Origin of the sequence: Mesorhizobium sp. B2-3-2 (genome assembly GCF_006442295.1) — a bacterium.
GTDB lineage: Bacteria > Pseudomonadota > Alphaproteobacteria > Rhizobiales > Rhizobiaceae > Mesorhizobium.
On record NZ_VFWA01000001.1, the window covers coordinates 472,237 to 493,662 of the forward strand.

Annotated in this window: 22 protein-coding genes and 1 tRNA gene; 16 read left to right on the plus strand and 7 right to left on the minus strand. The window is 62.4% G+C overall.

Annotated features, from left to right (window positions below; all coding sequences use genetic code 11):
• Positions 1–20: 20 nt before the first annotated feature.
• Together FJ964_RS02355 and ilvA are read right to left on the minus strand one after the other, a co-directional pair.
• A complete protein-coding gene (locus FJ964_RS02355; protein WP_140548790.1) occupies positions 21–578 on the minus strand; it encodes a DUF1697 domain-containing protein in 558 nt (185 codons plus the stop codon).
• The gene (gene ilvA / locus FJ964_RS02360) at positions 575–1,831 is read right to left on the minus strand and encodes a threonine ammonia-lyase IlvA (RefSeq protein WP_140548792.1); all 1,257 of its coding nucleotides are present in this window, start codon (positions 1,829–1,831) and stop codon (positions 575–577) included. Before ilvA ends, FJ964_RS02355 begins: the two co-directional genes overlap by 4 nt.
• Positions 1,832–2,248: 417 nt before the next feature.
• On the opposite strand from ilvA, the gene FJ964_RS02365 reads away from it, so the two are divergent.
• Together FJ964_RS02365 and FJ964_RS02370 are read left to right on the plus strand one after the other, a co-directional pair.
• A complete protein-coding gene (locus FJ964_RS02365; RefSeq protein ID WP_140548794.1) occupies positions 2,249–3,322 on the plus strand; it encodes an alpha/beta hydrolase in 1,074 nt (357 codons plus the stop codon).
• 140 nt (positions 3,323–3,462) lie between these two features.
• Entirely contained in the window at positions 3,463–4,623 is a 1,161-nt protein-coding gene (locus FJ964_RS02370) for an alpha/beta hydrolase (protein WP_140548796.1), read from the plus strand.
• A gap of 21 nt (positions 4,624–4,644) precedes the next feature.
• Here the strand turns inward: FJ964_RS02370 and ade are convergent, their stop codons facing one another.
• On the minus strand, positions 4,645–6,462 hold the full coding sequence (gene ade, locus FJ964_RS02375) for an adenine deaminase (protein WP_140548798.1): 1,818 nt from the start codon (positions 6,460–6,462) through the stop codon (positions 4,645–4,647).
• 239 nt (positions 6,463–6,701) lie between these two features.
• Here ade and FJ964_RS02380 point away from each other — a divergent pair, with 239 nt between their 5' ends.
• Together FJ964_RS02380 and FJ964_RS02385 are read left to right on the plus strand one after the other, a co-directional pair.
• Positions 6,702–7,367: an outer membrane protein gene (locus FJ964_RS02380; protein ID WP_140548800.1), complete on the plus strand. Its 666-nt coding sequence runs from the start codon at positions 6,702–6,704 to the stop codon at positions 7,365–7,367.
• A gap of 640 nt (positions 7,368–8,007) precedes the next feature.
• Positions 8,008–8,301 carry a hypothetical protein gene (locus FJ964_RS02385; RefSeq protein ID WP_140548802.1) on the plus strand — a complete coding sequence of 98 codons (294 nt, stop codon included), beginning with the start codon at positions 8,008–8,010 and terminating at the stop codon, positions 8,299–8,301.
• A 152-nt stretch (positions 8,302–8,453) separates the two neighbouring features.
• On the opposite strand, the gene FJ964_RS02390 is transcribed toward FJ964_RS02385, so the two are convergent.
• Entirely contained in the window at positions 8,454–8,696 is a 243-nt protein-coding gene (locus FJ964_RS02390) for a hypothetical protein (RefSeq protein ID WP_140548804.1), read from the minus strand.
• Positions 8,697–9,244: 548 nt separating this feature from the next.
• On the opposite strand from FJ964_RS02390, the gene FJ964_RS02395 reads away from it, so the two are divergent.
• Positions 9,245–9,544 carry a DUF1236 domain-containing protein gene (locus tag FJ964_RS02395; protein ID WP_140548806.1) on the plus strand — a complete coding sequence of 100 codons (300 nt, stop codon included), beginning with the start codon at positions 9,245–9,247 and terminating at the stop codon, positions 9,542–9,544.
• A 172-nt stretch (positions 9,545–9,716) separates the two neighbouring features.
• Here the strand turns inward: FJ964_RS02395 and FJ964_RS02400 are convergent.
• Both FJ964_RS02400 and FJ964_RS02405 read right to left on the minus strand, forming a co-directional pair.
• Positions 9,717–9,802, minus strand: a tRNA-Leu gene (locus FJ964_RS02400).
• A gap of 159 nt (positions 9,803–9,961) precedes the next feature.
• Entirely contained in the window at positions 9,962–10,540 is a 579-nt protein-coding gene (locus FJ964_RS02405; protein ID WP_140548808.1) for an NUDIX domain-containing protein, read from the minus strand.
• Positions 10,541–10,691: 151 nt separating this feature from the next.
• Here FJ964_RS02405 and FJ964_RS02410 point away from each other — a divergent pair, with 151 nt between their 5' ends.
• From FJ964_RS02410 to FJ964_RS02420, 3 genes are all read left to right on the plus strand, one after another.
• On the plus strand, positions 10,692–11,795 hold the full coding sequence (locus FJ964_RS02410) for an NADH:flavin oxidoreductase/NADH oxidase (RefSeq protein WP_140548810.1): 1,104 nt from the start codon (positions 10,692–10,694) through the stop codon (positions 11,793–11,795).
• A 109-nt stretch (positions 11,796–11,904) separates the two neighbouring features.
• The gene (locus FJ964_RS02415; RefSeq protein ID WP_140548812.1) at positions 11,905–12,183 is read left to right on the plus strand and encodes a DUF982 domain-containing protein; all 279 of its coding nucleotides are present in this window, start codon (positions 11,905–11,907) and stop codon (positions 12,181–12,183) included.
• 30 nt (positions 12,184–12,213) lie between these two features.
• The gene (locus tag FJ964_RS02420) at positions 12,214–12,453 is read left to right on the plus strand and encodes a DUF2188 domain-containing protein (RefSeq protein ID WP_140493732.1); all 240 of its coding nucleotides are present in this window, start codon (positions 12,214–12,216) and stop codon (positions 12,451–12,453) included.
• Between the two features lie 107 nt (positions 12,454–12,560).
• On the opposite strand, the gene FJ964_RS02425 is transcribed toward FJ964_RS02420, so the two are convergent.
• Positions 12,561–12,857, minus strand: a complete 297-nt coding sequence (locus tag FJ964_RS02425) for a hypothetical protein (protein WP_140548814.1) — start codon at positions 12,855–12,857, stop codon at positions 12,561–12,563.
• Between the two features lie 349 nt (positions 12,858–13,206).
• Here FJ964_RS02425 and FJ964_RS02430 point away from each other — a divergent pair, with 349 nt between their 5' ends.
• From FJ964_RS02430 to FJ964_RS02465, 8 genes are all read left to right on the plus strand, one after another.
• Entirely contained in the window at positions 13,207–13,950 is a 744-nt protein-coding gene (locus FJ964_RS02430; protein ID WP_140548816.1) for a competence/damage-inducible protein A, read from the plus strand.
• Between the two features lie 81 nt (positions 13,951–14,031).
• On the plus strand, positions 14,032–14,865 hold the full coding sequence (locus FJ964_RS02435) for a universal stress protein (RefSeq protein WP_140548818.1): 834 nt from the start codon (positions 14,032–14,034) through the stop codon (positions 14,863–14,865).
• Positions 14,866–14,979: 114 nt separating this feature from the next.
• Positions 14,980–15,480, plus strand: a complete 501-nt coding sequence (gene gpt / locus FJ964_RS02440; RefSeq protein ID WP_140493737.1) for a xanthine phosphoribosyltransferase — start codon at positions 14,980–14,982, stop codon at positions 15,478–15,480.
• A 209-nt stretch (positions 15,481–15,689) separates the two neighbouring features.
• A complete protein-coding gene (locus tag FJ964_RS02445) occupies positions 15,690–16,178 on the plus strand; it encodes an NUDIX hydrolase (protein WP_140548820.1) in 489 nt (162 codons plus the stop codon).
• A gap of 108 nt (positions 16,179–16,286) precedes the next feature.
• On the plus strand, positions 16,287–16,598 hold the full coding sequence (locus tag FJ964_RS02450; RefSeq protein ID WP_140548822.1) for a PilZ domain-containing protein: 312 nt from the start codon (positions 16,287–16,289) through the stop codon (positions 16,596–16,598).
• 663 nt (positions 16,599–17,261) lie between these two features.
• The gene (locus FJ964_RS02455; RefSeq protein WP_140548824.1) at positions 17,262–21,029 is read left to right on the plus strand and encodes a vitamin B12-dependent ribonucleotide reductase; all 3,768 of its coding nucleotides are present in this window, start codon (positions 17,262–17,264) and stop codon (positions 21,027–21,029) included.
• A gap of 6 nt (positions 21,030–21,035) precedes the next feature.
• Positions 21,036–21,185, plus strand: a complete 150-nt coding sequence (locus FJ964_RS02460) for a type II toxin-antitoxin system HicA family toxin (protein ID WP_140548826.1) — start codon at positions 21,036–21,038, stop codon at positions 21,183–21,185.
• 4 nt (positions 21,186–21,189) lie between these two features.
• A complete protein-coding gene (locus tag FJ964_RS02465) occupies positions 21,190–21,396 on the plus strand; it encodes a type II toxin-antitoxin system HicB family antitoxin (RefSeq protein ID WP_140548828.1) in 207 nt (68 codons plus the stop codon).
• Positions 21,397–21,426: the final 30 nt, after the last annotated feature.

The window sequence follows — 21,426 nt, forward strand, 5'->3', positions numbered from 1 at the left end:
TCTGCGCATTACGGCAGGCATCAATCAGCCGCCGCCGGCTTGCCGGCCATCTCCAGCAGCGCCAGCACGGAGCGCCAGTTGCGCGCCGTGCCCGGTACCTTCAGCACGCGTGGAATGAGATTGGCAAACACCGATTTGCCGAGCCCCTCGGGTGCGTGCAGATAAAGCGCGTCGCCCTTGATCTCGAACCGTTCCGGACCCGTACATCTTTCGGCCAGCCGTGCCGCCTCCTCGGCGGTCGGCGCGCGCTCCAGCACATACGCGTGCAGCTTGGTCGGCTCCTCGGCAATCTCCGGATAGGGATTTTCCCTGACCAGCCGTTCGAGCCAGCCGAGATCGCGTACCATGATGCGCGAATGAAAACCCCATTTCTCCTCGAAAGCCGCTTCGATCTGTTTGGTCAGCGCGGCGGCGTCACCCTCCTTGGTTCGGAACACCGCATTGCCGCTCTGCACGTAGGTAGCGACATCGCACAACCCGAGATCCTCGAAGAACGCCCGCAACTCGGCCATCCTCACGATGCGGTTGCCGCCGACATTGATGCCTGAAAACAGGGCTATGAAGACGTTTCCGCTCATATGATGAACCCGGCCAACGTCTCGTTGTCGGTGATGTCCTGATACTGGACGCCTTCGGCCTCGAAATTCGCTTTCAGCAGTTCGAAATTGCGGCGAGCCTTGGTTTCGATGCCGATCAGAACCGAGCCGAAATTGCGTGCCGACTTTTTCAGATATTCGAACCGCGCGATGTCGTCGTCCGGCCCCAGCATTTCGAGGAAGTCGCGCAGCGCGCCCGGCCGCTGCGGAAAGCGGATGATGAAGTATTTCTTCAGGCCCTCGAAGCGCAGTGCCCGTTCCTTGACGTCCGGCAGCCGTTCGAAATCGAAATTCCCACCCGAAACCACGGCCACGATGGTCTTGCCGCGGATTTCCTTCCTGGAAAAATCCTTCAGCGCATCGATAGCCAGCGCGCCGGCCGGCTCCAGCACCACGCCCTCGACATTGAGCATCTCGATCATGGTCGCGCAGAGCCGGTTTTCCGGGATCAGCCGCACCGTCTCGGCGGCAAAGTCCTTGAGGTGCCGCAGGGGCTCACGGCCGATTTCGGCGACCGCCGCGCCGTCGACGAAATTGTCGACCTTGGCGAGTTTGAGCCGTTTTCCCGCCGCAAGGCTCTCGCGCAGGCTTGGCGCCCCTGCCGGTTCGCAAAAGACGAAGCGCGCCTCACGCCCGTGATCGGCGAAGTAGTGCGTCACCCCTGCGGCCAGACCTCCGCCGCCGACCGGCAGCATGACGATATCGGGCATACGCGCGCCGGGCATCTGGTTGGCGATCTCATAGGCGACCGTCGCCTGTCCCTCGATGATGTCCTTGTGGTCGAAGGGCGGCACCATATGGGCGCCGGCGCTTTCGGTGAATTCGATGGCGGCGCGATAGCAATCGTCGAAGAAATCGCCGACGAGCCTGATCTCGACGAAGTCGCCGCCGAACAGCCGCGTCTTGTCGATCTTCTGCTGCGGCGTCGTCACCGGCATGAACACAACCCCCTTTTTGCCGAAATGGCGGCAGACGAAGGCGAAACCCTGCGCATGGTTACCTGCGGAAGCGCAGACGAACAGTTCGGCCTGGTTGCCCTCGCCTAGTGCCTTGCGGAAGAAGTTGAAGGCGCCGCGGATCTTGTAGGAGCGCACCGGGCTCAGGTCCTCGCGCTTCAAAAGCACCCGCGCGCCGGTCTTCTTCGACAGGTAGTCGTTCTCCTGCAGCGGCGTTTCCGGAAAGATCCGGCGGATCGCGGAAGCAGCGGTGGCAACACGGGAAGAGAAGCTGGTCATCGGAAAGCCACCTTGAACGCATGTCGTTTGGGAATGTCTATCATCGATTGGCTGCGGAACGTCCGTTTGCCGCGAGCCTTGCCGTCGAGCATCCCGGTTCCGTCTATTGCACAGGCTGCCCCCTGAAGCCATTGCCCAGTCATGCACGCACCCATGCGGCGGGCGTTCGTGACATGCTTGCAGTCAGTTGGGGGCGTTTGTTCATGCCGTGCATCGGCCAGCTTGAAATCGATGCGGGTGCCAAGGCCCGTCGGGGCCCGCCCTGATGCCAGTCTGGCTTTCGTGCAACACTGCGGCGGCGGTCGCTGTACGCCGACCGCTTTTCGGCTGGGCACGACTTACTTCCGCCGCACTTGCGCTGTCGGGGGAGACTTCGCGGAGGCGATTGGCCTTTCGGGCCGGAGTGGAATTTCAGACGTGCCGTTGAAGACGATTTTTGCCATTGGCCTAACCTTGCTTGTCGCGGGCTGCGCGGGACAGCAGACCCAGGAACTGCTCGGCAGCGCCATCGTGGCAGCGCCGGTGACCGAGATCGCCGGGAATCACAGCATCTTCATCGCCACCACGCGCAAGAAGTCCGACGATCCGAACAAGGTCTTCGACGGCGAGCGATCGGCCACGCTGAATTATGCCCGCGTCAACGTTACCGTTCCCGGCATCCACCAGACCGGGCAGATCGAACGCCGCTCGCGCGGCAAGTCGAACGATCCGGCCAAGTATTTCATGGCCTCCGAGGTCGTCGGCTACGACACCCAGCCGAAATTCGCCAATGCGCTGAGTGCTGACATCGCGGCGCGCGGCGACCGCGTCATGGTCTTCGTCCATGGCTACAACACCGGCTTCGACGACGCCGTTTACCGCCTGACCCAGATCGTCCACGATTCCGGCTATCCCGGCACACCAGTGCTGTTTTCCTGGGCATCCGGCGCCAAGACCACCGACTATGTCTACGACAAGGAAAGCGCCAGCGCCGCGCGCGACCAGCTCGAAGTGACGTTGCGCATGCTGGCGCAGACCGGCGCGCGACGCATCGATATCGTCGCCCATTCGATGGGAACCTGGGTGACCATGGAGACGCTGCGCCAGCTCGCCATCACCGGCGACCGTGATCTCGGCGGCAAGCTCGGCGACGTCGTGCTCGCATCGCCCGACATCGATGTCGACGTGTTCAAGAGCCAGATGCGCCGGTATGGCAAACCCAACAAGCCGTTCATCCTGTTGTTGTCCGATGACGACCGCGCGCTCCGGCTCTCCGGCCTGATTGCCGGCGCGCGGCCGCGCGTCGGCGACTACAAGGACGCCGCCGACCTTGCATCCTACGGCGTAACGGTCGTCGACCTCTCCAAGATCAAGGGAGCGGACAGTTTCAACCATACGAAATTCGCCGACAATCCCGCGCTGGTGAAGATGATCGGCCAGCGGCTGCGCGAAGACGATGGATTTGCCAGCGACCGCGACGTGACCGACCGCATCAGCCTGCTCGGGCAATAGATGCATCGCCGCGGCTTCGCATGGCCCGCTCGGCCTTGCGACGGTCGACCAACTTTGAACTGGACCGCGCCGGCCTCTGGCCTTATCGAAATATCCAGCGACGTCACGCGTTTGACGTCCTCCTTTGCGGGAGCCGGCGTGTGACGGTGCATTCGAAGAGTTTCATCGTCATTGCGTTCGCGCTGCTGGTCTCAGGCTGCGCCGGCCGAAACACGCACGATCTGCTGAACAGGACGACGGTTGCCGTACCCGCGTCCGACATCGCGGCCACCCACGAGATATTCGTCGCCACCACCCGCCAGAAGGCGACGAAGAACCCGCGGCAGGTGTTCGACGGCGATCGCTCCTTGACCACCAGCTTCGCCCGGGTCGACGTCACCGTGCCGAAAAGCCATAAGGTCGGCATGATCGAGCGTGTCCGAGGGTCTGCCAACAGCAATCCAGCCAAGGATTTCACTGCCAAGGATGTCGCGTTCTATGCGGATGCGCCGCAATTCGCCAAGGCGGTCGGTGCCGACATCGCCATGCGCGGCGACCGTGCGCTGGTTTTCGTGCACGGGTTCAACAATGGTTTCGACGACGGCATCTACCGGCTGACGCAGATCGCGCACGACACGAAATATCCGGGCACGCCGGTGCTGTTCTCCTGGGCTTCGAGCGGCAAGACGACAGGCTACATCTACGACAAGGAGAGCGCCAACGCGGCGCGTGACGACCTCGAGGCAACGCTCAGGATGCTGGCCAAGACGCGGGCCAAGAGCATCGACATCGTCGCCCATTCGATGGGAACATGGGTGACCATGGAGGCGCTGCGCCAGCTTGCCATCACCGGCGACCGCGATCTCGACGGCAAGCTTGGTTATGTCATCCTGGCCTCGCCCGACATCGACGTCGACGTGTTCAAGAAACAGATGATCCGCTACGGCAAGCCGGACAAACCCTTCGCCATCCTGCTTTCCGCGGACGACCGGGCGCTCAAATTGTCTTCCCTGATCTCGGGCGACAAGCCCCGCGTCGGCGACTATGGCGATGCGGCCGATCTCGCCAGCTATGGCGTGTCCGTGGTCGATCTCAGCCAGACCAAGGGTGGCGACCGGCTGAACCACGCCAAATTCGCCGACAATCCGATCCTGGTTCAGTTGCTCGGCGACCGGCTGCGGGCCCCGGCCGGCCTGGCGTCGGACGAACCTCCAGTGCAGCTCAACAATCTCGGCCAAGGCCTCGGCAAGGCCGTCGGCTCGGTTGCCGAGATCGTCATCACCACGCCGTTCAAGGTGCTGACGATCGCCACCGGCGGATGAGCGAAGCGACCGCAACTCCTCTTACACGAAGAGGTCGACCTTCTGGAAAGTCGTCACGTCTATCAGGCCGACATCGGAAATCCTGAGCTCCGGAATGACGACCAGCGCCAGCAGCGAGTGCTGCATGTAGGCGTTGTTCAGCGAGCAGCCCATCTGGCGCATGGCCTCGGTCAATTTCTCGGCCTTGGCCGCGACGATTTCGGCCCGCTCGTCCGACATCAGCCCGGCGATCGGCATTTCGACCAGTGCCAGTTCCTTTCCCTTGGAAAACAGCACGACGCCGCCACCGACCTCGCCCAGTCGGTTGACCGCCAGCGCCATATCCCGCTTGTTGGTGCCGACGACGATGATGTGATGGGCATCATGCGCCACGCTCGACGCCATCGCGCAATCGCCGATGTAGCCGAAGCCGGAGACAAAGGCATTGGTGACGCCGCCGGTACCCTTGTGACGCTCGACCAGCGCGATCTGGCAGACGTCATTGCGGCGATCCATGGCGACCAGCCCGTCCTCGACGGCGAGATCCGCTTCCAGCGCCCGCGTCGGTGCCTGATTTTCGATGACCCCGATGACCCGGACCCGGACTTCGTTCGCGCCCTTGGGTGCCGTGATGTCGAAATCGTGGGCCTTCAGCTTCTTGCCGAGCTTGACGGTGTTCTTCGCCGCCTTGGGATAGTCGTAGACCGGAATGTCGATGTCGAGCTTGCCGGCCCTGGCCAGCCTGACGCCGCGCGCATAGACCTCGTCCATGGTCATTTCGGCGAGATCCGAGACGATCAAAAAGTCAGCCAGCCGCCCCGGCGCGATCGATCCGATCTCGCGCTCCAGCCGGAAATGCTGAGCGGTGTTGAGCGTCGCCATCTGGATCGCGGTCACTGGTTTCAAGCCCTGGCTGATGGCGTGACGGACCACGCGGTCCATATGCCCTTCATGAACCAAGGTGCCGGAATGGCTGTCGTCGGTGCACAGGATGAAATTGCGCGGATCGATGCCGCCCTCGGTAACCGCCTTGATCTGCGAGGCGACGTCGTACCAGGCCGAGCCCAGCCGAAGCATCGCCTTCATCCCCTGCCGCACGCGAGCGATGGCATCCTCGGCGCGCGTGCCCTCATGGTCGTCCTCCGGGCCGCCGGCGACATAGCCGTGGAACGGCAGGCCGAGATCGCGCGAGGCATAGTGCCCGCCGACGGTCTTGCCGGCTTTCACCGTCGCGGCGATCTCGCCCGACATCACTGGATCGTTGGCGGCGACGCCGGGGAAATTCATCACCTCGCCCAGCCCGATGATATTTTCCCAGCCCATCGCCTCGGCGACGTCGGCGACCGTTAGTTCGGCGCCGGCATGTTCGAGCCCGGGGGCCGAGGGCACGCAGGATGGCATCTGGACATGCACGTTGATCGGCATAGCGACGGCCTCGTCATGCATCAGCCGCACGCCGGGCAGGCCGAGCACATTGGCGATCTCGTGCGGATCGATGAACATCGAAGTCGTGCCGTGCGGGATCACCGCGCGGCAGAATTCGGTCACCGTCACCATGCCGCTCTCGACATGCATGTGCGCGTCGCAAAGGCCGGGCACCAGATAGCGTCCGCCGGCATCGACCACCTTGGTGCCCTGCCCGATGGTGTGGCCGGCATTCGGACCGCAATAAGCGAAACGGCCGCCGGCAATGGCGATGTCGGTGCCGGGGATGATCTCGCCCGAATGGACGTTCACCCAGCGTCCATTGCGAATGACGAGATCGGCGGGTTTCCTGCCCATCGCGACGTCGACCAGATGCGTCGCCATTTCGGTCCAGGGTTTCGGTTTCGTAGCATGCGCCGCCGGCTTCTTTGCCATGAAGGAACTCCCGTTTGCGTGACTGTGCCAAGCCGACAGCATTTTGACCAGCCTCACACTTTTCCTAAAATTGCTCCAAGGTTTTACGCAATTCCGAACGGAATGGCGGGGCCTCTGGCCCCTTTATCGAAGGCCGAAGGAGAGCGTAAATCGGCCGCACAGAAATCCGATACCGTTTTGCCGCAAATCGGGCTACCGTGCCCGCCAGGATCTTTCCAGCTCTTCGTTCGGGGAGTTCGATGCGCCGCCTAGCGCTTGTAAGTGCTGGTTTTCTTGCCGCTCTGGCCGCCCCGGCTTTCGCAGCCGAGCCTGTGGCCGATGTGCCGATGACCGCGCCCGGTTTCGACTGGACCGGCTACTATGCCGGCCTGCAAGGCGGTTATGGCTGGGGCAGTTCCGACATTTCGGGAACCGAGGGCGAGCCGTTTGCCGCCTCGCCAGACCTCGACGGCGGTTTCGTCGGTGGCCATGTCGCCGGTCTGTGGCAATTCGACCAGGCGGTGCTCGGCGCCGAAGCAGAGCTCAACTATTCCTCGGCAAAGGGCGCCGAAGAACTGGGCGCGGGAAATCTGCTCGGCACGGATGTCAAGTGGTTCGGTTCCATCAATGCCAAGGCCGGCTATGCGATGGACCGGTTCCTGATCTACGGCATCGGCGGCATCGCCTTTGCCGGTATCGAAACCTCGCAAAATGCCGGCACCTCGTTCGACAACACGCGAACCAGCGTCGGTTGGACGGTTGGCGCCGGGGTCGACTATGCCCTTACCGACAAGTTCGTCGTCGGGGCGCAGTATCGCTACTACGATTTCAGCAAGGAGCACTTCGATGCTCCGGACGATTTTCTCGACCGCGACCAGAATGTGAAGCTGAACACGGTCGGCATCAATCTGAGCTACAAGTTCTGAGCCGCGGCACGATCTGGTCCGACGTCGCAGGTCTGCGACGGCAATTCGGAAAACTGAGGGGCCGACGTCCCCCAGTGGGCGGGGGGATGGGTTGGGGCTGGTGGACGCCGGCCTGGACGGATCAGATCCGCCGCGCAAACACCCTATCATCGCTCGCGGCGCGCGGAATTGCGCGATCGCACCAGTATCGTCACGCCCGCTTGTCTGAACGCGACCGCGCAGGAGCTTGATGCCGCGTGCGGTCATGCTCCTGCCCTCGCGCAAAGGCGCGCATCCCCCATGGCAACGCCCTCGCCTGATCGCACGGCGCACCGCGTTGAGGAATTGCATCGAGAAGAGGGCTGTCGAGCCGCAGTTGAGGACGAAGGTCCAAGAACATCCGCCAGACCTTGGTCTGAATACCTACAGCAGAGGTCCGATCCGCCCTCCTGCGAGGAACGTACTCGCACGCCTTCCATTTGTTGGACGGGTGCAGCAACGGTCCCTTCATGCGCCCATGAGAGCAGGGGTCACCGATCAAACCGTACCCCAAACAGTTGGCGGCCCCTGCTCATTTCGAAGGCAGAAAGCTCAATCGAGATCTCGTGCGGCTTGGGCTGCCGTGAACGTAGCCGAGGGATCCGAAAGATGGAGAACACTGATGAAAGCGACTCTTTTGACAAGTGCCATGGCGCTCATTTTCGTTGCGATGCCGATCGTCGCTTCGGCGGCAGAGGCCGATGTCGTCATCAAAACCCACCGCCATCATCACCGCCACGTGGCCGTGATAAACGATCAAGGGCAGCGCCTCCATCATCGGCGCCATGGCACAGTGGCTTTCTATGACCAAGGTCGTCGGCATCATCATCGCCACGACACCGTCGTCGTAACGGGCTCTATTGAACACCGTCACCATCGGCATCACCCAGTGGTGATCGACAACAGCGACTACTAATGTTGTGCAGTTCGGCCCGGCTGATCGCCAACCCGCCGGGCCGTCCAGGAAGCGGCGGGCTGACAACAACGGGATGCGGCGCTCGTCCCCACAACAACGCCTCGCCAGCCTGGGCTAGCGGAGGTCGAGGCTGAAGAAGCGAGGCCGGCCTTTCAAGAGGGCGCCAGTAGAAAATAAAGACTGGCGACCAGTGTTGATGTCCAGCAAATCGCCATTACCACGACCATCTTGGTCGCGAAGCGCTCCGCTCTCGCGCAAAGCGCGTTGGCGAAGTCGTCGCTCTCGATAACGTCCAACAGCGGGTCGGTGAAGATTTCGGCGCCAGCCATGTGATTGTCATTGGCAGGGATCTCCACACGATCGTGGCCATCAGTTTTGATGGAGCCAGGGGTCATGCTTAACCTCACGAAGCGTCGGATTGACATCAGCCACCGTTCGACGGAGCGGCTGGCGCCGCCGGCTTTGCCGATGCAGGCGTGGAAGGCGTCCCGACTTTGGGAGCGTCGATCTTGACGTCGATGTTTTTTCCGCCGCCGACATTTATCACGCCCATGAAGATGAGCAGGACAACAATCGCAATAATCGCGAGTACTATGGCCACGGCAGCGCCGCCACCGCCAGATTTACCATCGTGGGGCGAGCTGCCATGATCGGCCTCCTCTGGAAGATCAGCAGCAAACGCAACGCACGCTTCCTACCGGCAGTTCCACTGCTAGGGCTTCGGTCCTATTGGACATGCGACTAAAGGTCAGGTCATAGCGCGCAAAAGGCCCAAACTTACGGTTGTTCGGAACCCACCCGTCTAAAAGCGATTGCCTGACAAGCCATCGAACGGTGGTTCCTGATCGATGGCCTGCATTGGAGCCCCTGCCGAATTCCTGGCAAGCCGTGGGACGCCCACCGCTCTTCGCGCCAAGCTCAACGAGAAAGAAAGGAAGCAACAATGAGAACCGATCTTGCAACCATCGCAGCGGGAATTCTGCTGCTTACCGGCATCGGTGCAGCCGCCGCACAGGATGTGGTCATTCAGCCGCAGGACGAGACAGTCATACAGGAGTATGTCAAGAAAGAGCCTCTGGCCTCGGTCAAGATTCCCGGTGTGGAACTCAATGTCGGGACCGCCCTGCCCGACACGGTCGAGCTCCATGAAGTTCCCAACGTCAAATATCGTTATGTCGTCGTGGACAATCGCACGGTTATCGTGGATCCCGGCACGCGCAAGATCGTAAAGATCCTCCAGTGAGCGATTGAACGCACGGTCCGCCGCTTCAAGGCGGCGGACCGTGGCGACATTCGCCGAGAACCTATTGCCGGACGGCACGCCTCGGTGCGCGCTCGCCGAGCCGAAAAGGCCCGCCAGGCAGTTTCCGCTGATGGCGCCTAGGCCCTGCCGACCGCTCAAGTAGAGCCAAGGTTGGTGCGGACGACGGGAATCGAACCCGTACGATCAGAGATCGAGGGATTTTAAGTCCCTTGCGTCTACCAATTCCGCCACGTCCGCGCGCCTTTCGTTTCAACTACCTAGGCGATCTCGTCAATCGGTGTCATGCAGTCCCGAAAAAGCGTTGTGCAAAACACGTTCGTTTTCATTCGCCCCGCACCCGATTCTTTGTCCCGCACGCGTTCAACGCCCCCGGGCGCCGAGGGCGACCGAAATCGGTCAAGCAGCGATCGGGTTGAGCTTCAGATGCTGGATCAGGATGATGGTCTTGGCGTCGATGATGCGGCCATCGGCGATGCCGGCCAGAGCCTCGTCGAGGGGCATTTCCAGCACCTCGATGTCCTCGCCTTCGTCGGCGGCGCCGCCACCGGCCGAAATGCGGTCGGCGGGCGAATAGAGGGCGGTGAAGAACCAGAGCCGCTCGGTGACGCTGCCCGGGCTCATATAGGGCGAGAACAGCCGCTCCACATGGTTCAGCCGATAGCCGAGCTCTTCCTCAGCCTCCTTGCGGATACAGGTCTCCGGGTCGTTTTGATCGAGCAGCCCCGCGCAGGCCTCGATGAGTGGCTCGCGGTGGCCGGTGACGTAAGCGGGATAACGGAACTGGCGCACCAGAAGCACGGTCGAACGCTGGGGATCGTAAGGCAGGATCACCGCGCCATCGCCGCGATCGTAAGTCTGGCGGATTTGCGTCTCCCATTGTCCGTCGCGGCGGCGATAGTCGAGGACGGTCTTCTTCAGAACCGCCCAGTCGTCGGACAGGATCTCTTCAGAACGTATGCGGATACGATCTTCCATCGGCTGCCTCCATGTTGTTCGCGAGGCGTAGCCGCGAACCGGCGTTCGCGCAATCGGGGCAGCGATTGGTCCAGCAGGCGTTTCACTCTCTCGTGTGTGGTATCTAGGCGATCGATCGCCTAGATAGCGTTCCCCTCCCGGAGTTTCTTTCATGACGACATCGCTTTTCCAGCCGATCACGCTCGATGGCTTGAGCTTTCCCAACCGCATCGCCGTCGCGCCGATGTGCCAGTATTCGGCCGAGGACGGCTCGGCGAGCGACTGGCATCTCCACCACTGGATGAACCTGGCAATGTCCGGCGCCGGCATGGTCACGGTCGAGATGACCGATGTCGAGCGGCGTGGCCGCATCAGCCATGGCTGCCTCGGCCTCTATTCCGAAGACAATGAAGCGGCTGCGCGCCGCGCCCTGGACGCAGCAAGGCGCGTGGCCGCCCCCGGCACCAAATTCGGCACTCAGCTTGCCCATGCCGGGCGCAAGGCCTCCAACCGCAAGCCCTGGGAGGGCGGCGGACCGCTGCAGCCGGACGAGGATCCCTGGCAGACCGTCTCGGCCTCGGCAATCGCCTACGATACCGGCTGGAACGTGCCACGGGCGCTGGAAGACGAGGACATCCTCCAGCTCATCGAGCGGTTCGCCGAGGCGGCAAGGCGGGCCGAACGCGCGGGCTTCGACTTCATCGAGCTGCACGCAGCGCACGGCTATCTGATCTTCCAGTTCCTGTCGCCGCTCTCCAACCAGCGCACGGACCGCTGGGGCGGCTCGCTGGAAAATCGCATGCGTCTTGTCGTCGAGATCGCCAGGGCGGTGAAAAAGGCAGCGCCGAAACTGATGCTGGGCGCCCGGCTGTCGGTCAAGGATTGGGTCGATGGCGGTTTCGACGTCGAGGATGCTATCGAAGTGGCGAAAGCGCTGAAGGCCGAAGGCGTTGCCTATCTCTGTTGCTCGAGCGGCGGCAATTCGCCCCTGCAGAAACTGCCTTCCGGGCCCGGCTACCAGGTGCATCTGGCGGAGGCCGTGCGCAGGGGCGCCGGCATCCCTACCCGCGCGGTCGGTCTGATCGACGATCCCAAGCAGGCCGAGGCGATCATCGCCGAAGGGCGCGCCGACATGGTGGCGCTGGCGCGCGCCTTCCTCGCCGACCCGCGCTGGGGATGGCGTGCGGCCGCCACGTTCAGCGAGACGATCCATCCGGCGCCGCAGCTCGCGCGCTCGGTGACGACGATGCAGCACTGGATGAAGGCGACGGGCTGACATTTGCCCGGTCTGGCGGGCCCTCGAGCCCGCCCTCCCCGCTCCTGGGACGTTTGGGCGCAGGCTGAGGACACGGTTGCAACCAAATTGGCTGCTTTGCGTTGCGGCCATGATGGACAACAAGCCTTTTGAAACACCGGTCGTGGTCGAACTCGGCCATGTCGGCAAATATCGCCATATCCGCAGCGCCCAGGAGGCGGCGGAGTGCCTGATGACGGTTTGGCCGCTCAATCGCGGCCCTCGTCATCGTGATGCTCTCGACACTTGCCTCAAAGTGCTGGAAGGTTATCGTTCGACAGCGGATGCGCGTCGGGCACTTATCGAAGCCGCCAGGGAATCGGACGTGCTGGTGCCGGACGACAAGCTGTCCGACGACCGGCTGCATTGAGCGGACGGACCTTTAAACCGGAGGTTTTTGATGGCGAAGCTGACTTACAAGATCGTCGAGCATGACGGCGGCTGGGCCTACAAGGTCGGAGCGACCTTCTCGGAGACGTTTCCCACGCATCAGGACGCGCTGCGGGCCGCCGAGATCGCTTCGGCCGAGCAGCAGGTCGCTGGGTCGACGGACGGCATCCAGTACGAGGATGCCGACGGCAAATGGCACGAGGAACTGGCTGACGGACGCGACCGGCCGCAGACCGAGGTTTCCGACTGATCTTGCAGCCCAGAGCCCGATCGCCCCAAAGGCCGGCCGCCCCGGAGCGCCGACCGCGGACGTCGGGAGAGAAAACGTCCTACGGTCAGCAGGGAGCCTACGGCTGATTATTTGCCGCAGTACTGGTCATTGACGTTGCCTTGAGCGTTGGCGTCCGGGCCTGGAGTGTTATGGGCACATGGGCCCATCGCACCGGTATAGCCTTGGGTGCTCAACCCGGAGCCGTATGCATTGATGCTCCCGGTGGTGCTCCGGTCGATGCCTGATGAATCCTCATTGCCGAACAGCGACCAATTGTTCCACCAATTGTCATGGTTGTAATATCTGCCGTCCGTCGACTGCGCCATCGCCGATGTGGCAAGGCCGGCTGTCAGAACGAATGCCGCGAGAAGTTTTTTGTACATTGGATCACTCCGTTTTGTCGTCGTCGCCTTGGGTGCGACACGGGGCAAACCAGTCATCAACCGAATGGTTCCTTGAATTCCTTGTGAAGCGTCGGTGAAGCCGATCCCAAATGCGCGAGCCACTATGCCTTGGATGAAGGCGGCGACCCTTATGGCGAACGTGATGCATTTCAGCGCCAAGCCCGTTCAGGAAGACGAGCGCCTCCCGCCCATGTTCGCCGCGGGCCGCCGAAAAGTTGAAGTGCGGGGACAGGCGCGTATGCGGGCACAGATTGTTCACCGGTCGGGTGGCATTGCCGCTGGCCGCTTGCCGCGCTATTTCAGGCGACCCGTTTTGCCGGAGCCTTCAATGTCCGAAATCGTTACCGCCGCCATGCTCGTCATCGGCGATGAGATCCTGTCCGGCCGCACCAAGGACAGGAATATAGGCCATCTGGCCGACATCATGACGGCCATCGGCATCGACCTGAAGGAGGTGCGCATCGTTCCCGACGAGGAAGACGAGATCGTCGCCGCGGTAAATGCAGTGCGGGCCCGCTACACCTATGTGTTCACAACCGGCGGCATTGGCCCGACCCATGACGACATCACAGCCGATTCGATTGCCAAGGCCTTCGGCGTGCCGTGCGAATACGATGCCAAGGCCTATGCCCTGCTGGAAGCAAGCTATGCCGCGCGAGGCATCGAATACACCGAGGCCCGCAAGCGCATGGCCCGGATGCCGCGCGGCGCCGACCATATCGACAATCCGGTGTCGGTCGCGCCTGGATTCCGCATCGGCAATGTCCACGTCATGGCCGGCGTGCCTTCGATTTTCCAGGCCATGCTCGACAATGTCGTGCCGACGCTGAGGGCCGGCACGAAAATGCTGTCGGCGGCAGTGCATTGCCCGTTCGGCGAAGGTCTCGTCGGCGGGCCGCTGGGCGAGATCCAGAAAGCGCATCCGGATACGATCATCGGTTCCTACCCGAAATACGGCGACGGCAAGTTCTGGACCGAACTGGTGGTCCGTGCCCGCAGCCAGCAGGCCCTGGACGCCGCGCGCGCCGATGTCGAGGCGATGGTGGCCGGCTTTGCCGGCAGCGCGAGCTGATCCGGTCCAGGCCGGAACCAAGCACAACGCTGCGACGTTTCCTTGCCGCGGGCGGATCGCTCGCAAAATGAGGGGATCACCATGCGCTTCAAGACGATCGTCGCCATTCTGCAGAACGAGCAGGACGCGGAGCGCCTGCTCGACTTCGCCATTCCGCTTGCAAACCGCTTCCAGAGTCATCTGATCGGTATCCACGCCGAAGCGCTTCCGGTGCCCTACACCTCGGCCACCGGCTTTCCCGACACCGAGTTCCTGCAGGTTTCGGCCGACATGAACCGTGAACGGGCCGAAAAGCTGCGGGCCGCGTTTCTCAGGCATATCGAGAATTCCGGCCTGTCCTTCGAATGGCACAGCCTGGAGAGTTTTTCCGGCGACAGCGCCTTGACCGGCATTTCAAGCGTGCGTGCCGCCGACCTGATCATCGCCGCGCAGCGCGAGACGGGCGGCGATGCGAGCGCCGACGTCGACACGCTGGTCTACGACGCCGGACGGCCGGTGCTGGTGGTGCCGCATCTGGGTCCGCTGATCACCACCTTCAAGCGTGTGCTGCTTGCCTGGAACGGCAGCAAGGAGGCCGCACGCGCCGCCTTCGATGCGCTGCCCTTCATCATCGAGGCCGAGAAAACCGACATTCTGGTCATCGATCCGCCGGACACGCTCGATGAACGCCCCGAAGCCGCCGGAGCGGAAATCGCTTCCGCTTTGTCGCGTCATGGCGCCAGCGTGAGTGTCTCGGTGCAGAGGTCGGGCGGCACCTCGGTCGACGAGGTGATCCAGACCAGGATCGCAGAAACCGGCGCCGACCTGCTGGTCCTTGGCGCCTACAGCCACTCGTGGCTGCGCCAGCTCCTGTTCGGCGGGGTAACGCGCTCCGTGCTGCGCACCGCGCCGGTCGCGGCTTTCCTGTCGCGGTAAGTCCACAAGGATCGTTTGCGGCCGCCCTTGCCAAGCGCAAGGTTTTCCAGTTACTTCCGCGCGCAATCCCCTGTTTTCTGCGCGCGACCGCGCGTGCTGCGGAGTGCGCGAAGAATGTCCCTTCCCGAAAAAGCCTTTCCGGTCTCATGGGACCAGTTCCACCGCGATGCGCGCGCGCTCGCCTGGCGGCTTGCCGGTACCAACAAGGCGCAATGGAAAGCCATCGTCTGCATCACGCGCGGCGGGCTGGTGCCCGCGGCGATCATCTCGCGGGAACTCGGCATCCGCGTTATCGAGACGGTCTGCGTCGCCTCCTATCACGACTACAGCAGCCAGGGGCAGTTGCAGGTGCTGAAGGAGGTCACGCCGGCCCTGCTCGCCGACGACGGCGCGGGCGTGCTGATCATCGACGACCTGACCGATACCGGCAAGACGGCGGGCATCGTGCGCGCCATGATGCCGAAGGCGCATTTCGCCACCGTCTATGCCAAGCCGAAAGGGCGGCCGCTGGTCGATACTTTCGTCACGGAGGTCAGCCAGGATACCTGGATTTATTTTCCTTGGGACATGGGCTTCACCTACCAGAAGCCGATCGCCGACGATCACGCCGGCTGATTCGCGGCAAGCAACCTGCTGCAAATCGAGCCGCAGGGAAGTCTCCTCCACTAGGCAAAGGGGTCTCGCGAGGCAGGCTAGCGCGCGGAATCGGCGTCTGTTGGCGAAAATCGGCCATCCTGATGAAAGTTTTTACTTTTATTGCCGATAATTGGCCGTAAGATTCGTGAGACGGCAAACGATTCTGGAGGCTGGGGCTAGCTTCTCCGATGCTGACGAGGCCAACGACGCACAACCATCTGGCCGAAAGGGTCCGGCGACTCTTCGGCACCGCGCCGTGCCGTCTGCAGGTAGCCGCCCTGCCCTGGCGCGAAACCGGAAACGGTGTCGAGATCATGCTGATTACCAGCCGCGATACCGGCCGCTGGGTGCTTCCGAAGGGCTGGCCTGAAGCCAGGGAGCCGCTTTGCGAAGCCGCGGCACGCGAGGCTGTCGAGGAAGCCGGACTGCGCGGGACGATCTCGCATCTCGAGGCTGGCCGCTATTTCTATGCCAAGGCCCTGGCCTCCGGCGAGGAAGTGCCGTGCGAGGTGCTGGTGTTCCCGCTGCATGTCGACAAGGTCGCCGACCATTGGAAGGAAAAACGCTCCCGCACCCGCAAATGGGTCAGTTCGGGCGAAGCGATGCGCATGGTCAACGAACCGGACCTCTGCCAGATCATCGCCTATTTCTGCGCCGACCCGCACCGGTTTACCTGAACCGGGATTGACCGTGCGACCAAGCGGCCCGGAGGGGCGTGCCCGCCGGCGTGAATGCTTTGCTAATGAAGACGCAATAGGATCTGATCCGATCCTGGCGTTTTACCGATGACAAATCCCGCAAATCCCATTCCAGAGCGATCCGACGAGCACAAGCGGGAGCATCGCCAGCGCGTGCTCAAGGGCGCCACGATCATTACCGGCATCTCGAATTCGGAAGTTGGCTGCATGCTGCGCAATCAAAATGATAGCGGCGCCGAACTCAAGATTCCCCCCGAAGCAAGAATTCCGGATCGCTTCCTTCTCTATGTGCCCGTCGACGGCATCGGCTATCGATGCGAGGTCCGCTGGCGCCGCAACGGCCGGATCGGGGTGCAGTTCACCGGAACCGAGCCGAAGCCCAGGACGCATTACGGCTGATCCGCGACGCCGGATGCGCCAGGCGTGCCCGGATGACGCCCCGAAGCCATCGCGGAGCCTGACAAGCGCGCCTTTTTCCCCTCGGCGAGGGGCGACCGCCGCACCTTCATTCTATCCCCGTTATCCACATGTGTGACACACAAGATGTTGGGGTCACAAAAGCTACGCAAACGAATCCTTGACGGCGCAAAACGAGTCGCCTTTTATAGGCCATGCGCTCCTGTTGAGAGCGCGACCGGAAAGTTCTGAGCCCGGTCTTTTTCCCGGATTATGTGCGTTTTTCCCCACATTTCCGCCTGTTTACGAGGCTGGCGGAAGCGTTGGGATTGTGGGGGCGTGGGCGATAAAAGGGGAGAATTGTCGGACTGGAATAAATTGTCTGTTAACACTATATTTAGTGTTTACAGGCAGGTTCGACGCTAGATAATGTGAATTTCCCTCGAGTGAGGGAATCGGAAAAAAATCAGTTTTGAGGGACCCGCGGGTTCGTCGATGAGTTGGACAGGCGCTTCGCGAGAAGTTTGACCAGCAAGTCGGACAGAGACCGCGAAAATGGAGAGCCGGCCGTTTTCGAACGCCGGCAGACGGCGGAGTGCGCGTTTCACCTTTGGGGCAGAAATCCCTCGGGAAAAGCGCTATATATAGACAAAAGGGACCGGACCAATGCGCATCGAGCGTCGTTTCACCAAGCCAGGCCAATCTGCTTATGCGGAGATCGAATTCCGCAAGGCGCTTTCCGAGATCAAGAATCCGGATGGCTCGGTGGTGTTCCGCTTGGACAATATCGACGTGCCGGCGCAGTTCTCGCAGGTCGCCGCCGACATCCTGGCGCAGAAATATTTCCGCAAGGCCGGCGTCCCCGCGCGGCTGAAGAAGGTCGAGGAGAACGATGTTCCCTCCTTCCTGTGGCGCTCCGTCGCCGACGAGGCCGAACTTGCCAAGCTGCCGGAAGCCGAGCGCTACGGCTCCGAGATCGACGCCCGCCAGGTCTTCGACCGTCTGGCCGGCACCTGGACCTATTGGGGCTGGAAGGGCGGCTATTTCAAGTCGGAGGAAGACGCGCGCGCCTTCCGCGACGAGCTTGCCTATATGCTGGCCACCCAGCGCGTGGCGCCGAACTCGCCGCAATGGTTCAACACCGGCCTGCACTGGGCCTATGGCATAGACGGCCCGAGCCAGGGCCACTTCTATGTCGACCCGTTCACCGGCAAGCTGACCAAGTCGAAATCCTCCTACGAGCACCCGCAGCCGCATGCCTGCTTCATCCAGGGCGTGCAGGACGACCTCGTCAATGAGGGCGGCATCATGGATCTGTGGGTGCGCGAGGCGCGCCTGTTCAAATATGGCTCGGGCACCGGCTCCAATTTCTCGCTGCTGCGCGGCGAGGGCGAAAAGCTGTCCGGCGGCGGCCGTTCGTCCGGCCTGATGAGCTTCCTCAAGATCGGCGACCGCGCTGCGGGCGCCATCAAGTCGGGCGGCACGACGCGCCGCGCCGCCAAGATGGTCATCGTCGACGCCGATCACCCCGACATCGAGGAATTCATCGACTGGAAGGTCAATGAAGAGCAGAAGGTCGCCTCGCTGGTGACCGGCTCCAAGATCGTCAAGAAGCATCTCGAAGCCATCATGAAGGCCTGCGTCAACTGCGAAGGCCATGACGACGACTGCTTCGACCCCGCCGTCAACACCGCACTGAAGCGCGAGATCAAGGCGGCCAAGAAGTCCGCGGTGCCGGAGAACTACATCTACCGCGTCATCCAGTTCGCCAAGCAGGGCTACACCTCGATGTCGTTCAAGACCTACGACACCGACTGGGATTCCGATGCCTACCTCACCGTGTCGGGCCAGAACTCCAACAATTCGGTGTCGCTGAAGGACAATTTCCTGCGCGCCGTCGAGGATGATGCCGACTGGCATCTCACCGCCCGCAAGGACGGCAAGGTGCTGAAGACGCTGAAGGCCAGGGATCTCTGGGAAAAGATCGGCTACGCCGCCTGGGCATCCGCCGATCCGGGCCTGCACTTCAACACGACGATGAACGACTGGCACACCTGCGCGTCCGCCGGTGCGATCCGCGCCTCCAACCCGTGCTCGGAATACATGTTCCTCGACGACACGGCCTGCAATCTCGCCTCGATCAATCTGCTCCCCTACCGCAATGCCGACGGCACGATCGACATCGCCGCTTACGAGCACACCGTGCGGCTGTGGACCATCGTTCTCGAAATCTCGGTCATGATGGCGCAGTTTCCGTCGAAGGAGATCGCCAAGCTCTCCTACGAATACCGCACGCTGGGCCTCGGCTACGCCAATATTGGCGGCCTGCTGATGACCTCCGGCATTCCCTATGATTCCGATGAGGGCCGCGCCATCTGCGCCGCGCTGACCGCCATCATGACCGGCACCGCCTACGCCACTTCGGCCGAAATGGCGTCCGAACTCGGCGCCTTCCCCGATTACGACCGTAATGCGCAGAACATGCTGCGCGTCATGCGCAATCATCGCCGCGCCGCCTATGGCGACAAGGACGGCTATGAGAAACTGGCCGTCAATCCGGTGCCGCTGGTTGCTTCCGACCTCAAGCAGCAGGACCTGGCGACGCACGCCAAGGCTGCCTGGGACCGCGCCATCGAACTCGGCGAGGAGCATGGGTATCGCAACGCGCAGGCGACCGTGATCGCGCCGACCGGCACGATCGGTCTCGTCATGGATTGCGACACCACCGGCATCGAGCCCGACTTCGCCCTGGTGAAGTTCAAGAAGCTCGCCGGCGGCGGCTACTTCAAGATCATCAACCGCGCCGTGCCGGAAGCGCTGCGCACGCTGGGTTATTCGGAAAGCCAGATCGCAGAGATCGAGGCTTACGCCGTCGGCCACGGCAACCTCAACCAGGCGCCCGGCATCAACCCCGGCTCGCTCAAGACCAAGGGCTTCACCGACGACAAGATCGCGGCGCTCAATGCCGCGCTGAAGTCGGCCTTCGACATCAAGTTCGTCTTCAACCAGTGGACGCTGGGCGCCGACTGGGTGAAGGAGACCTTTGGCTTCACCGACGAGCAGCTCAACGACTTCTCGTTCGAGATGCTGCCGGCACTGGGCTTCTCCAGGAAGGACATCGAAGCCGCCAACATCCATGTCTGCGGTGCGATGACGCTCGAGGGAGCGCCCTTCCTCAAGACCGAACACCTCCCCGTGTTCGACTGCGCCAGCCCCTGCGGCAAGATCGGCAAGCGTTCGCTGTCGATCAACAGCCACATCCAGATGATGGCGGCCGCACAGCCCTTCATCTCCGGCGCCATCTCCAAGACCATCAACATGCCGAACGACGCGACGGTGGAGGACGCCAAGGGCGCCTACATGCTGTCTTGGAAATTGGCTCTCAAGGCTAACGCGCTCTACCGCGACGGCTCGAAGCTGTCGCAGCCGCTGAACTCCTCGCTGCTCGCCGATGGCGAGGACGACGAGGACGAAGCCATCGAGCAGCTGATCGCCGCCCCAGCCGCGCAGCGTGCGGTGCAGGTCACCGAAAAGATCGTCGAGCGCGTCGTGGAGCGTCTCTACCGCGACCGCGAAAAACTGCCGAACCGCCGCAAGGGGTATACGCAGAAGGCGGTCGTCGGCGGCCACAAGGTCTACCTGCGCACCGGCGAGTTCGACGACGGGCGTCTCGGCGAGATCTTCATCGACATGCACAAGGAAGGCGCTGCCTTCCGGGCGATGATGAACAATTTTGCCATCGCCATCTCGCTCGGCCTGCAATATGGCGTGCCGCTCGAGGAATTTGTCGAAGCCTTCACCTTCACCAAGTTCGAGCCGGCCGGCATGGTGCAGGGCAATGACGCGATCAAGAACGCCACGTCGATCCTCGATTACGTGTTCCGCGAACTTGCCGTGTCTTATCTCAACCGCCACGACCTCGCCCATGTCGACCAATCGGATTTCGACAAGACGGCACTCGGCCGCGGCATCACCGAAGGCAAGGCCACGCCCTTCTCCAAGGGACTCTATCGCGGTGCCTCGCCGGTCAAGCTGGTGTCGGGCGCCGAGCCCAAGGGATTTGGCGGTTCTGGCCCGGCAACGGCCCCTGCCCGCTCAGCACCGACGGCCTTCTCCGGTTCCAACGTGCTGGCGCTGAAGCCGGCGAGCGACGAGGCCATCGCCTACAAGCGCGACTATGAGGAACGCGCCAGGGAACTGGTCGAGGACATCGTCGAGGAGGAAGCCGAGGCTTCGGGCGTCGAGGGGCTGTTCACCGACACCGCCGCGCATGAGGCCGCGGAAGCCAAGGCGCTTGCCGCCACCCGGCGCCAGCAATCGCTGATGCAGGGTTACACCGGCAACGAATGTTCGGAATGCCACAACTTCACCATGGTGCGGAACGGGACATGTGAGAAGTGCGATACGTGTGGAAGTACCAGCGGGTGTAGCTGAGAGCTGATGCCGCCTCTGGTTGCAACCAAGGGCAACCATCTCCACTATAAGCACAGTGCCAAAGCCGGCCGCGTCACCGTGGCCGGCAAGCCGTCTGAAGAGGCTGCGCCAGGAACCCTGAACAGCATCCTCAAGCAGTCCGGTTTAAAGGAGTGACGACATGCGTTACGCGGTCGTGATTGAGAAAGCAGGAAATAATTTTTCTGCTTATGTGCCGGACCTACCCGGCTGCATCGCGACTGGCGCGACGGTCCCCGAGGTGGAAACCGAGATTCGGGACGCAATACGCTTCCATATCGAGGGCTTGCGAGCCGATGGGCTGGATGTGCCCGAAAGTGTGAGCCTGGCGGAATATGTAGAGGCATAGTCTATATCCAGGCACTGCTCAACACGGTGC